Genomic DNA, 13657 nt, shown 5'->3' with positions numbered 1-13657 from the left:
TTAAGTGAATATATCAAAATTTAATGAATTTGAAAATGTATTGTTTCACATTTGTCTTGATGTTGATTTTGTGCTTGAAGATGAATTTGGCAATTCGTATGATATTCATCCCAATAGACCTTTTAGAGGTAAGGCTGCAAATGGTTTATTGGATGGTCTTTTTAGTGTTACAACAACTTTTACATCAGGCTATGGATCTAAGTTTGGAAGAGGTTATTTGATTATTATTGAGATATTAACTTTAAATTTTGTTGATGGTGAATTTTGGGATAAGATAAATAGAAGAGGTATTGAAATCTTTAGAGAGGGCCTTAAAAATAAATTTCCAAGCAAAAATCTCGATATAGTGCTTGATGGTAATGTTTATAAAATTATTGGACCATTTTTTTAATGGTTGTATTATTTCTAATAATTGAGAATAAATATATTTTTTTGAAGAAGTGTGTGCTAATTTGATATGTCTTATTAATATTATTAAATTTTTGGTATTAAAAATTTATTGCATGCTTTTTAAAGGTTTTGTTTACTAATAAGTATTAAGTTATTATTTTTATGTTGTATGACAAGGAGTTTTAATGCAATTTGAAGTAAAGGATCTGATAAATAAAATTAAAAAAGATGGTCTTGAAGAAGCCGAGAGAGTATCTAATGATATTATTTTGAAGGCTAAAAAAGAGGCAGAAGAAATAGTTGCTAAAGCAGAAGAAGCTGCCAGAGTGTTAAAGGCAAAATCACAAAAAGAAATTGATGATTATAAATGCCATGCTCTTGAAGCTTCTAGGCAAGCAATCAGAGACTTAATTATTGGTGTTGAGAAGAATCTTAAATCTCTTTTTGAAAATACTTTAAAAGATAATGTGGCGGAAGTTTTTAGTAATAATAATTTCTTAGCAGAGCTTATAATTAAAATAACGGATTCTTGGCTTAAGGAAGAAAAATTAGTTTTTCAATTAAATGAATCTGATTTTTCTAGCTTAGAGCAGATATTAAGATTAAAACTTGGAAATAAGCTTAAAGAAGGGATAGAAATTAAGCCTTTCAAAGGCATAAACAAAGGTTTTAAGATTCAAAAAAAGAATATTGGTTTGCATTATGATTTTTCAGTGGAAACTATTGCAGACATTCTTTTTGATTATCTTAATCCAAGATTTAAGGAAGTTATAAAAGTGGTCTAGGAGACTTTTGTGTTGGATTCATATTATTATGTTTTATCTTCTTTGCCTTATATTGATTTAAGATCTTTAAAAGATTATAGCGTTTCAGATTTTTTAAGTAATGTCGAAATTTCTTTAAGCAAAAAAGACTTCAATTTTTTAAAAGGGTTGCTAGAATTTAAGGTAGATAAGGGTAAATCAAGAGCCGTTGATCTTTTTATTGATTTTGAAGATACAATAAGATATACACTTGCAGCTTTAAGGGCAGAAAAGTTGGGGTTATCTAAGGATATTTATTTGGAATCTTCTTATTTCTCGAATTATTATCTGAATATTTTGAGAAATATTTGCTTGAAAGAAAATTCTTTTGAAATAGAATTAGGTTTTGACCTTCTTAAGTGGCAATTTTTGACTGATCTTGAAGTTGGGCATGAATTTGATTTTGAGAAAGTAATAATTTACTTTTTGAAGTTAAGGTTATTTTTAAGGCATAATTTATTTAAAGAAAAATTGGGTATTCAAAATTTTGACTATATTTGTCAAAATTTAATTGATAAAACCAATCAAAAAGTTTAGAAAAGGAATTTTATGAAGACAAAAGGAAAAGTCGTTGGAGTGAATGGAAATTTGGTTACTATTGAAGTAGAAGGTTCAGTTTCTATGAATGAAGTTTTATTTGTAAAAACCGCTGGTAGAAATTTAAAAGCAGAAGTAATTCGTATTAGAGGCAATGAAGTTGATGCACAAGTTTTTGAATTGACAAAAGGGATATCTGTTGGAGATGAAGTTGAATTTACAGATAAGCTCTTAACAGTTGAATTGGGACCAGGTCTTTTAACCCAAGTGTATGATGGACTTCAAAATCCTTTGCCTGAACTGGCTATTCAATGTGGATTTTTTTTAGAAAGAGGGGTATATTTAAGGCCCTTGAATAAAAATAAAAAATGGAATTTTAAAAAAACCTCCAAAGTTGGAGACATTGTTATTGCAGGAGATTTTTTGGGTTTTGTAATTGAAGGAACTGTCCACCACCAAATAATGATTCCATTTTATAAAAGAGATTCTTATAAAATTGTGGAAATTGTAAGTGATGGTGATTATTCGATTGATGATCAAATTGCTGTAATTGAAGATGATTCTGGCATGAGGCATAATATTACAATGTCTTTTCATTGGCCTGTTAAAATTCCTATTACTAATTACAAGGAGAGACTTATTCCTAGTGAGCCTATGTTGACTCAAACTAGAATTATAGATACATTTTTCCCAGTTGCTAAAGGGGGAACTTTTTGCATTCCAGGTCCTTTTGGCGCTGGAAAAACGGTTCTTCAGCAGGTTACAAGTCGAAATGCTGATGTTGATGTAGTGATTATTGCAGCTTGTGGTGAACGAGCAGGAGAAGTTGTAGAAACTCTTAAAGAGTTTCCCGAGTTGACAGATCCAAAAACAGGTAAATCTTTAATGGATAGGACTTGTATTATTTGTAATACATCCTCAATGCCAGTTGCAGCTAGAGAAGCCTCTGTTTATACCGCTATTACTATTGGTGAGTATTATAGGCAGATGGGCCTTGATATTCTTCTTTTGGCAGATTCAACTTCAAGGTGGGCTCAAGCTATGAGAGAAATGTCTGGTCGTCTTGAAGAAATTCCTGGTGAAGAGGCTTTTCCAGCTTATCTTGAATCTGTTATTGCTTCCTTTTACGAAAGGGCAGGCATTGTAGTTCTTAATAATGGCGATATTGGATCTGTAACAGTTGGTGGTTCTGTAAGCCCTGCTGGTGGTAATTTTGAAGAGCCAGTTACTCAAGCAACATTAAAGGTTGTAGGAGCATTTCATGGACTTACAAGGGAAAGGTCTGATGCTAGGAAATTCCCAGCTATTAGCCCTCTTGAATCTTGGAGCAAATATAAAGGCGTTATTGATCCTAAAAAGACAGAATATGCAAGATCTTTTTTGGTAAAAGGTAACGAAATTAATCAAATGATGAAAGTTGTTGGGGAAGAAGGCATAAGTAATAGTGATTTTTTAATTTATTTGAAATCTGAACTACTTGATTCATGCTACTTACAACAAAATTCATTTGATTCTGTTGATGCTGCTGTTAATTCAGAGCGTCAAAATTATATGTTTGATATAGTATATAATATTCTTAAAACCGATTTTGAGTTTTCTGATAAGCTTCAAGCGAGAGATTTTATAAATGAATTAAGACAAAATTTGTTAGACATGAATCTTTCTTATTTTAAAGATTCTAAGTTTAATAAATTGGAGCTTGCTTTGAGTGAGTTGGTAAATTTTAAAAAGGTAATTTAGGAGGTTTGGAGAAATATATATATGAAAAGAGTCTATAGTAAAATAGAGTCTATAGCAGGCAATGTAATAACTGTTACAGCTCAAGGTATTAAGTACGGTGAGCTTGCTATTGTGAAAGCAAAAGATACAAGTTCTCTAGCCGAAGTAATTAAACTTGATCGAGAAAAAGTTTCTCTTCAAGTTTATGGTGGTACAAGAGGTGTTTCCACGTCAGATGAGATAAAGTTTTTAGGGCATTCAATGCAAGTTTCATTTTCTGACAATTTGTTGGGTAGAATTTTTGATGGTTCTGGAAATCCTAGAGATGGAGGGCCTTCTCTTGATGATAGTTTAATTGAAATTGGGGGACCTTCTGCAAATCCTACAAAACGCATTGTTCCTAGAAATATGATAAGGACAGGCCTTCCAATGATAGATGTTTTTAACACTCTTGTTGAATCTCAAAAATTACCAATCTTTTCTGTTTCTGGCGAGCCTTATAATGAGCTTCTTGTGAGAATTGCACTTCAAGCAGAGGTTGATTTGATAATTCTTGGTGGAATGGGACTAAAGCATGATGATTATTTGACTTTTAAAGATTCTTTAGAAAAAGGAGGTGCGTTAAGTAGAGCAATTTTTTTTGTTCATACTGCTAATGATTCTGTTGTTGAATCTTTAACTGTTCCTGATATTTCGCTTTCTGTTGCTGAAAAGTTTGCCCTGAAGGGTAAAAAAGTTTTAGTTCTTCTTACAGACATGACAAATTTTGCTGATGCAATGAAAGAAATATCTATTACGATGGAACAAGTACCTTCTAACAGAGGTTATCCTGGAGATTTATATTCTCAGCTTGCATATCGTTATGAGAAAGCTATTGATTTTGAAGGTGCAGGATCTATTACAATACTTACGGTTACAACTATGCCGGGTGACGATGTTACTCATCCTGTTCCTGATAATACTGGGTATATCACAGAAGGTCAGTACTATTTAAAGGGTGGCAGAATAGAACCTTTTGGATCACTTTCAAGACTTAAGCAAATGGTAAATAGTAAGACTAGAGACGATCACAGGACTATAATGGACTCAATGATTAAACTTTATGCATCTTCAAAAGAGTCTGTAGAAAAGAAGGCTATGGGATTTAATATGACCAAGTGGGATGAAAAATTGCTTAAGTATAGTAACATGTTTGAAAGCAAGATGATGGATTTATCTGTTAATATTCCCTTAGAAGAGGCTTTAGATTTAGGTTGGGACATTCTTGCTAGTTGTTTTAGTCCAAAAGAAACGGGAATAAAAACAGACCTTATTGAAAAATATTGGCCTAAGAAAGAGACCTATTGATTATGCCTAAAATTAAATTGACCAAAAATGATCTTAAAAAGCAAAAAGATGAACTTAAAATGTTTAAAAGATATTTGCCTACTTTGCAGCTTAAGAAACAACAGCTTTATATGGAAATTGTTAGAATTGAAAATTCTTACAGAATTAAAAATCTTGAGCAACAAAAACTTAAGGAGAGTATTTCTAATTGGATTTCTCTTTTTAGCGAAAAATTTCCTTTTGAAAGTTGGATTCAGGTAAAAACAGTGGTCAAAAAGTCTGTAAATATTGCAGGGGTTGCAATTCCTATATTTGATTATATTGAATATGAAAATATAAGGCACGACTTGCTTTTTACGCCTTATTGGGTAGATAAGGGGATTGAAATTCTCAAAATTGCAATTCAAATTGATGTAGAGCTTAAAATTTTAAAAAAACAGATTGATTTGCTTTTAAAAGAGTTTCGAGTAACATCTCAGAGAGTTAATTTATTTGAGAAAGTTATGATACCAACAGCTAAGGCTAATATAAAAAAAATTAATGTGTATCTTGGAGATCAACAAACCGCAGCTGTTGTAAGAGGTAAAATTGCTAAGTCTAGTTTGATAAAAAAAAAATAGGAACAAGCTTATGATTGTAAAAATGAAAAAAGTTTTACTTTTGACTTTATCAAAATATAAAAAAGAATCATTAGAGATTTTAAGAGATTTTGGAGCAGTTCATATTAATTCTTGCAATAAAAATTCAGATTCTTTAAAAAAAAGCATTGATAATCGGCGAATTTTAATACAAGCTCTTTCGTTACTCAGAGAAGATGGGGGCGTTAAGGCTTTGAAATCTTCTAATGGAAATTTTTTAGATATTGCAAAAAGCATAGTCAATTTGGGCAATGAGATCAAAGAATTTCAAGATATTAAACGATCTTTACTACATGAAAAGAATTTGATTTCCGTTTGGGGAAATTTTTCTTTAGAGTATATTGATAAATTGAAAGAATCTAACATTTATATTAACTTTTTTAAAATCCAAAAAAGTGAATATAAAAATTTATTAAGAGACCCTAATGTTAATGTATTTTTGATTAAAAATGTAAAAAATACTTCTTATTTTGTGAGTGTTGGTGAGTTTGAGCAAAAAATTGAAATTGCTGATGAGTTTAAGTTTAATTTTGATCTTGATTATATTAATAATAAATTAAAGGTTGTTGATGAGATTTTAGATCAAAAATTGACCCAAATTTCTCTTTTTAATAAATATATTGATATTTTAAGAGATGAGATAAAAAATTACGATCAAATCGTAGAGTTTGAGCAAGTTTTAGCTGATATGCAAACTGATTTTGAAGATTTTTCGTATATTACGGGGTTTGTTCCAGCTGAAAGTCAAGAATCTCTTAAAACTTCAGTTTTAAAAGCAGGTTTTGCAGTTCAATTTGCAGATCCTGAAGAAAATGATATTATTCCAACCTATATAAAAAGAAAAGGAATTGCCAATTTAGCTGCGCCTATTTTTAATATTTTAGAGACAATTCCTGGATATAAAGAAAGGGATATAAGTTTTATTTTTATGTTATTTTTCTTTGTGTTTTTTGGGATGATAATAGGTGATGCGGCTTATGGAGTGATATTTTTTTTGATAGGAATTTTTTTTAGCTTGAGTTTCATTCTTAAAGGCAAGCCTTTAACTCCAGTTCATGGGTTAATATTTTATCTTAGTGTATCATCGATACTTTATGGCTCTATGACTGGAACTTGGTTTGGTAGTCCTTTAATTCTTGAAATGTTTCCTATTTTGAATTCATTTAAAGTTAGTTATTTGACAGATAAAAATAGTGTTCAAAATATTATCTTTATTTGCTTTTCAATAGGAGTTTTGCAAATTTCATTAGCCCATGCTTGGAATTTTTTCAGACAAGTAAAAGAAAAGCCCCATATTCATTCAATTGCGCAGATTGGTTGGCTCATAGGTATAGTTGGCCTTTATTACCTTGTTTTGAATTTAATACTTAGCCAATCTCGATTTCCTATGTATAATGCTGTTTATAACGCAATATATTTTGGCGTTGCACTTGTGTTTGTTTTTGGCAAGCAAGATGGTTCAAATTTTTTCAAGTGTATATTGAAAAGTTTTGGGGGCATTATAGAGCAGTTTTTAACTACTGTGTCGGGATTTGCAGATATAATATCTTATATTAGACTTTTTGCAGTTGGACTTGCAGGGCTTTCAATCTCAGCAAGTTTTAATGCTATGTCAATGCCTTTGTTAAAATCTTCTAATATTGGTCTTATAGTAGTTGGAATTATTGTTATTCTTTTGGGGCATGTTTTAAATATAATGTTATCTTTACTTTCAGTAATTGTTCATGGAGTAAGGCTTAATATGCTTGAATTTTCAAACCATTTAGGGCAAGAATGGAGTGGATATGCTTATAAGCCTTTTAGAAAAATAAAAAAATAAATAAAAAGGAGTACTTATGGATATAGGTTTAATAGGAGTTAATTCAGCTTTAACAATCTCGGCAATAGGTTCCGCGTTGGGTATGGGAGCAGCAGGCAGTGCTGCTATTGGAGCATGGAAGAGATGCTATATGCAAGGAAAGCCAGCACCATTTTTATTGATTGTTTTTGTTTCAGCACCATTGACTCAAATAATATATGGATATATTTTAATGAACACGTTATATGAGGTAATGATGCAGACAAATCCATGGTTGTTACTTGGAGCTGGTCTTGGCGGTGGGTTTGCGATTGCTGTTTCTGGATTTGCTCAAGGTAAAGCGGCAGCAGGCGCTTGTGATGCTTTTTCTGAGACCGGAAAAGGATTTGCTACATACTTGTTAGTTTTAGGATTAATAGAATCTGTTGCTCTTTTTGTAATGGTATTTTTAATGATATTCAAGTTTGTTTAATTTTGATTATTATTATTTTTAATATTAAGTTTTCTCGTAATTTATGAGTTAATTTAATATATTTATTATTATGAGAAATTGGGTTTTATTGTTTTTTGCTCTGCCTTTTTCTATTTCTTTGAATTCTTCAAGTAATAAAAATTTTCCGTATTGGATTTTACTTGAAAAAGGTAGGCAATTTCTTTATTCTAAATCTGAGTTTAGTAAGTCTAATATTACGAATGCTATTAATTATTTGCAGGAAGCTTTGCTTAGAAAAGGTGTTTATCCTGAAGCCAGTTATTATTTGTCAGTAGCTTATGGTATGTCTGGCAATGCTGTTCTTGAGAAATTAAACCTTTACAAGTCTTTTGAAGACAAAGATTATTTACTAGATGGATCTTTTGAAAAAAAAATACTTTTTTCTTTAGCCAAAATGGCCGAACTTGAGAATAATTATGTTGATACGATTGATTATTTAAACGAAATATTAAATAAGTTTTCAACTAAAAAAGATTATTATAGTTATCATGATTATGCTCAAAGCGAAAATAGTACATCAAACAATAAATTTAATGTTTCATTTTATTTGACTTCTTATTTAAAACAAGTAAGAGGGGCTTTTGGTATTGATTTTACCTTTAATCTTTACAGATTTAAGAACTACAATGTTATTGATACGCATCAGTTATTGTCAAAAGTTTATTTGCGCTTGAAGGCTTATGAACTTTCAATTACTCATGGGCTTATAGCCGCAGTAGGGATTTTAACAAGAATGTATGATTATGTTTGTTATTATGAACCTATGTATCAGTTTAAAAATTTAAGGTCTTTTGTTCAAAAAATTAATGAGTATAAGTCAATAAAAAATGCTTTTGAATCTACAGATTTTTGGGAAATAGTTTACAATATTGCTGTTGCTACTTATGCATATTCTAATGGCAATTATAGATTTAGAGCAATAGATACTTGGAAATTAATAGTGGATCTTGCACCAAGGTTTTCTCCTTATATTACGAAATCAAGAAGTCAAATTAAGGATTTTGTATTTAAAAAAAAGGTAAATTTTTAAATCTTGATTTATGGTTTAGGGGGAGCAAGTATTAGTATTCGTAAGAAAAATTTTTGCATTATTGCACACATTGATCATGGTAAGTCGACATTAGCCGATCGATTTATTCAAAAGGCTAAAATAATATCTGATCGTGATTTTAAAAGTCAAATGCTTGACAGTATGGAGATTGAGCGAGAAAGAGGAATTACAATAAAAAGCCAGGCAGTAACAATTACTTATAAAAGTAATGATGGTGATATTTATGAGTTAAATTTTGTGGATACTCCAGGCCATGTTGATTTTTCTTATGAAGTATCAAGAGCAATTTCATCTTGTGAGGGTGCTCTTTTATTAATTGATGCAAGCCAGGGAATACAAGCTCAGACAGTTTCTAATTTTTATATGGCTTTTGAGCACGATTTAGAAATTATTCCTGTTATTAATAAGATAGATCTTCCAAATGCTAATATTGACTTTGTAAAAAAGCAAATAAAAAATGATTTGGGATTAAATGAAGAAATTGCTATTTTGATTTCTGCTAAAAATGGAATAGGAATTGATGATTTGCTTGAAGCTATTTGTAAGTATGTGCCATCCCCTAAAGGAAGTATTAAAGATCCATTAAGAGCATTAATTTTTGATTCCCATTATGATTCTTATAGAGGGGTTGTTGTTCACTTTAGGATTTTCGAAGGACAAATCAAGACAGGTGATAAGATTAAGTTAATGCATACTAATAGCGAGTATGTAATTGAGGAGATTGGAGTTTTTAAGATATTGCTTGAAAGAAAAGATAGGTTAGAAGCAGGGGATGTCGGATATTTTATTGCAGGAATAAAAAATATATCAGATGTGAAGATTGGCGATACAGTAACTCTTTGTGATTGTCCTGCATTATTCCCTCTTGAGGGATTTAAAGAAGTTAAGCCTGTAGTGTTTTCTTCAGTGTATCCTGTTGATGCTAATCAATACGATGATCTTTTAAAGGCAATGGATAGATTAAAGCTTAATGATGCATCTTTAATATTTGAAAAAGATTCATCAGCGGCTCTTGGGCATGGTTTTAAGTGTGGATTTCTTGGTCTTTTGCATTTAGAGGTTATTCAAGAGCGTATTGAGCGTGAATTTGATTTAAATGTGATATTGACTTCTCCTTCTGTTAGATACAAAATAATTTCTAAAAAGGGAGAATCTTATTTTATTGAAAGTCCTGAACAATTTCCCGGAAATGAAGCTATTGAAAGTGTTCTTGAACCTTATATTAGAGCCAATATTATTGTTCCTACAGAATTTTTAGGAAATATTATGAGTGTGTGTCTGTTGAAAAGAGGAGTGCAGACAAACTTAATTTATCTTGATACTAAGCGTGTTGAGCTTATTTATAAAATGCCTCTTTCTGAAATCCTTTTTGATTTTTATGATAAGATTAAATCTGTGAGTCGTGGATATGCTTCTTTTGATTATGAACTTTTAGATTATGAGTATACAGATTTAGTAAGATTAGATATATTGGTCAATGGGGATAGGGTTGATGCACTTTCTCAATTGGTTTTTAAAGATAGTGCAAGAACTAAGGCTATTGGGATTTGTAAAAAGTTGAAAGATGAAATAGCAAGACAACAATTTAAAATAGCCATTCAAGGTGCTATTGGCTCTAATGTTATTGCTAGAGAGACAATTTCTCCTGTTAGAAAAGATGTTACTGCTAAGTGTTATGGTGGTGATATTACTCGTAAGCGAAAACTTTTGGAGAAGCAGAAAGAAGGTAAAAAGCGAATGAAGATGGTAGGGAATGTTGAGATTCCACAAAGTGCTTTTCTTGCGGTTTTGAAATCTAATGATAATTAAATGTATTTTTAATTTTTGAAAGTATTTTATTGGCAAAGCCCTTAGAAATGCGATAAAATATTTTTATCATTGTTTATTTAAAATTAGTTGTATGTAGTTTAAATTTATATGGAGTTATTATGCTTAAGTCTAATAAAGTTGTTCTTATTGGAGCTGGTGGGGTGGGTTCAAGCTTTGCTTATGCTTTGACAATAGACAATTCGCTTGTACATGAACTTGTAATTATTGATGTTAATGAAAATAAAGCAAAAGGTGAGGTCATGGACCTTAATCATGGCCAAATGTTTTTAAAGAAGAATATTAATGTATCGTTTGGGACTTACAAAGATTGTGTTAACGCAGATATTGTTGTAATTACGGCAGGACTTAATCAAAAGCCTGGTGAAACAAGACTTGATTTGGTTGATAAAAATTCTAAAATTTTTAAAGATATTGTAACTAATGTTGTAGCTAGTGGGTTTGATGGTATTTTTGTTGTTGCAAGTAACCCTGTGGATATTATGACTTATGTTACAATGAAATATTCCAAATTTCCTATTCATAAGGTTATTGGTACTGGTACTATTCTTGATACTTCAAGACTTAGATATTTTTTAAGTGATCGTTTTAATGTGAATACTCAAAATATACATTCATATATTATGGGTGAGCATGGTGATAGTTCTTTTGCTACTTGGGATGAAACAAAAATAGCAATGAAGCCTTTATCAGAATATCTTGCTGAAGGTAAAATAACTGAGTTGGAGCTTGATGAAATTCATAAAAAGGTTGTGAGTGCTGCTTATGAGGTAATTAAGTTAAAGGGGGCAACCTATTATGCTATTGGGCTTGGTATTAAGAATATTGTAAATGCAATAATTGGAGATCAGAATATTATTTTGCCAATATCTTCTTATATTAATGGTCAGTATGGGGGATTAATTAAAGATATTTATATCGGAGCACCATCTATAGTTTGTAAAGAAGGAGTTAAAGAAGTTTTAAACTTTAAGATAAGCTCTAAAGAGCTTGAGAAGTTTAACAATTCTGCCAATCAGCTTAAGAGCTATATTGATAAAATAGAATTTTAGTTTTAAGACCCCAAATATTTTAGGGGTTTTTATTTTTCAAGCATATTTTCTCCGTTTTTTCTATGTTCAATTGCCTCAAGTAAGGCTTCTCTTGAAATATTTTCTTCTTCTTTTAAATCGGAGATTGTTCTTGCAATTTTTAGTATTGAATGTGTTGCTCTTGAAGATATGTTGAGTTTGTTTAGAATGTAAATTAAATCATTTTTCAAGATTGCACTTAATTCGCAAAATTTTTCAATGTGATCGGAATTAAGATCAGAATTTTTATTTATGTTTGCAAAACTTTCATATCTTATATTTTGGATGTTTCTTGCTTTTATTATTCTTTGTTTTATTTCGCTTGAACTTTCGCTTGTTTCGCTGAGTAATTTTTCATTATTAATTGCTCTTGTTGGAACTCTAATATCAATTCTATCAAGCATTGCAGCTCCAAGTTTTTTCCAATAATTTGAGATTTCTTGTTGTGAGCAAAAACAATCTGTATTTTTTTTGCCAAGATTTCCACAAGGGCAAAGATTCATTGCAAGCATTAGTTGGAAATTGGCGGGGTATTTGAATAATTTGGAACTTGCTCTTGAGATTGAAATTGATTTGTCTTCAATAGGTTCACGTAAAGATTGTAAGATGGATTTTTTAAATTCTAAAGCTTCATCTAGAAATAATATTCCATTGTGGGCAAGAGACACTTCTCCAGGTAAAGGATTTGGACCCCCTCCAATTATTCCTTCTTTACTAGCAGTATGGTGAGGATTTCTAAAAGGTCTTTGTTTTATTATTTTGCTGTCTATTAATTTTCCTGATATTGACCATATTCTATTTGTTTCTATCAGTTCTTTGTTTGTAAGTGGAGGAAGAATAGATTGGGCGCACTTAATGCTAAGTGTTTTCCCGCTTCCAGGTGGACCAAATAACATAATGTTATGTCCCCCGGCAATTGCTATTTCAATTGCTCTTTTTGCTCTTTGTTGTCCTTTTATATTTTTAAAGTCATAATCTAAAATATAATCTTGTTCAATTGTTGGTTGTGGTTTAATATTTGTTCTTGGGGGAAGTATATTGTCGTTTAATTGTTCTATTATTTTTATAGTTTCTTTTAAATTTTTAACACCCCAAATATTTAAACCATCTATTAGGCGAGCTTCTTCTAAATTTTCGAAGGGAACTATTGCAAATTTTATTTCCTTTTCTTTGGCAAGAGCAATGGCTGGCAAAACCGCTTTTATTGATCTTATTTTGCCATCTAATTGCAATTCTCCCAATACTAAGATTTCTAAATTTTCATTATTTTTGTTTTCTTGGATTTTAATAATGCTAATAGCAATCGAAAGGTCAAAAGCTGTTCCAAGCTTTTTAATTCCAGCTGGTGCAAGATTTATTAATATTCTATCTTTGAGGAAATGAAAATTTGAATTTTTGATAGCTGATTTTACTCTTTCTCTTGATTCTTTAATTTCGCTTCCAGCAAGCCCCACAATATCAATTCCAGAAATTCCTTTTTTAATATCTATTTCAATCTCAATTAGCTCTCCTTCATATCCGATTGATGAGTGTGAATAGATTTTCATCTAATAGCTCTCCTTAACAGGCTTGTAGTTTTCCAAACTATCTTTTAAAGATTTATATGGCAATAAAAAACAGTCTTTTCTATTTGTATTTGTGAATGCGTTAAAAATTTTTAAACTTGCGTCAATTTCGTTTAGATTTGTAAAATCGCTGCTTATTACTTTTTGTACCAAGTTTAGGATTTCGGGTTTTAGTTTATTATTGCACAATTTGTTTAAAGCGTTAGCGCTTGCAAGTAAAATCATGCATCCAGATGCATGATGTTTGAAATTAAATTTTCCGTTATTTGCTTCTATTATTTGGAATAAAATTTGATCCCCGCATTTAGATTGATGTTTGAAATTTTGGTTTGTTTCTATTTTGTGTATTATGTAATTATTTACTTTACTAAGCCTTATTAATTTTCTTTTAGTTTCTTCAGTGAGCATAATTTAATTTTATTTTCTTTGATTTATTAAAT

At 30.6% G+C, this 13657-nt stretch carries 12 protein-coding genes and 1 pseudogene; 11 read left to right on the top strand and 2 right to left on the bottom strand.

The features are described 5' to 3' along the window. Positions 1 to 4 precede the first annotated feature (4 nt). The 11 genes from QIA27_RS00990 (at position 5) to QIA27_RS00940 (ending at position 11634) form a co-directional block, all read left to right on the top strand. Positions 5 to 391, top strand: coding sequence for a hypothetical protein (locus QIA27_RS00990; protein WP_301353395.1), 387 nt, complete (start codon positions 5 to 7; stop codon positions 389 to 391). A gap of 184 nt (positions 392 to 575) precedes the next feature. Continuing rightward, entirely contained in the window at positions 576 to 1175 is a 600-nt protein-coding gene (locus QIA27_RS00985) for a V-type ATP synthase subunit E (RefSeq protein WP_301403461.1), read from the top strand. A gap of 9 nt (positions 1176 to 1184) precedes the next feature. Further along, positions 1185 to 1730, top strand: coding sequence for a hypothetical protein (locus QIA27_RS00980; protein WP_301353393.1), 546 nt, complete (start codon positions 1185 to 1187; stop codon positions 1728 to 1730). Positions 1731 to 1742: 12 nt separating this feature from the next. Beyond that, complete coding sequence (locus QIA27_RS00975) at positions 1743 to 3470, top strand: V-type ATP synthase subunit A (protein WP_301353392.1); 1728 nt, start codon at positions 1743 to 1745, stop codon at positions 3468 to 3470. A gap of 21 nt (positions 3471 to 3491) precedes the next feature. Further along, on the top strand, positions 3492 to 4796 hold the full coding sequence (locus QIA27_RS00970; RefSeq protein WP_301353391.1) for a V-type ATP synthase subunit B: 1305 nt from the start codon (positions 3492 to 3494) through the stop codon (positions 4794 to 4796). 2 nt (positions 4797 to 4798) lie between these two features. Beyond that, positions 4799 to 5395: a V-type ATP synthase subunit D gene (locus tag QIA27_RS00965; RefSeq protein WP_301353390.1), complete on the top strand. Its 597-nt coding sequence runs from the start codon at positions 4799 to 4801 to the stop codon at positions 5393 to 5395. 10 nt (positions 5396 to 5405) lie between these two features. Continuing rightward, positions 5406 to 7232: a V-type ATP synthase subunit I gene (locus tag QIA27_RS00960; RefSeq protein ID WP_301403460.1), complete on the top strand. Its 1827-nt coding sequence runs from the start codon at positions 5406 to 5408 to the stop codon at positions 7230 to 7232. A gap of 16 nt (positions 7233 to 7248) precedes the next feature. Continuing rightward, positions 7249 to 7683, top strand: coding sequence for an ATP synthase subunit K (locus QIA27_RS00955; RefSeq protein WP_004790144.1), 435 nt, complete (start codon positions 7249 to 7251; stop codon positions 7681 to 7683). A 70-nt stretch (positions 7684 to 7753) separates the two neighbouring features. Continuing rightward, the gene (locus QIA27_RS00950) at positions 7754 to 8734 is read left to right on the top strand and encodes a hypothetical protein (RefSeq protein ID WP_301403459.1); all 981 of its coding nucleotides are present in this window, start codon (positions 7754 to 7756) and stop codon (positions 8732 to 8734) included. A 3-nt stretch (positions 8735 to 8737) separates the two neighbouring features. Then, positions 8738 to 10564 (top strand): translation elongation factor 4, encoded by a 1827-nt coding sequence (lepA, locus tag QIA27_RS00945; protein WP_301403458.1) that lies wholly within the window; start codon positions 8738 to 8740, stop codon positions 10562 to 10564. Between the two features lie 119 nt (positions 10565 to 10683). Continuing rightward, positions 10684 to 11634 (top strand): L-lactate dehydrogenase, encoded by a 951-nt coding sequence (locus QIA27_RS00940; protein WP_301403457.1) that lies wholly within the window; start codon positions 10684 to 10686, stop codon positions 11632 to 11634. Between the two features lie 29 nt (positions 11635 to 11663). On the opposite strand, the gene QIA27_RS00935 is transcribed toward QIA27_RS00940, so the two are convergent. After that, positions 11664 to 13199 carry a YifB family Mg chelatase-like AAA ATPase gene (locus QIA27_RS00935; protein ID WP_301403456.1) on the bottom strand — a complete coding sequence of 512 codons (1536 nt, stop codon included), beginning with the start codon at positions 13197 to 13199 and terminating at the stop codon, positions 11664 to 11666. Further along, positions 13196 to 13625 (bottom strand): annotated as a pseudogene (locus tag QIA27_RS00930) (iron-sulfur cluster assembly scaffold protein). The gene QIA27_RS00935 and the pseudogene QIA27_RS00930 overlap by 4 nt, the downstream one beginning before the upstream one ends. Positions 13626 to 13657 lie beyond the last annotated feature (32 nt).

Origin of the sequence: [Borrelia] tanukii (genome assembly GCF_030439725.2) — a bacterium.
Lineage (GTDB): Bacteria > Spirochaetota > Spirochaetia > Borreliales > Borreliaceae > Borreliella > Borreliella tanukii.
This window is presented reverse-complemented; position numbering and strand designations above follow the sequence as displayed.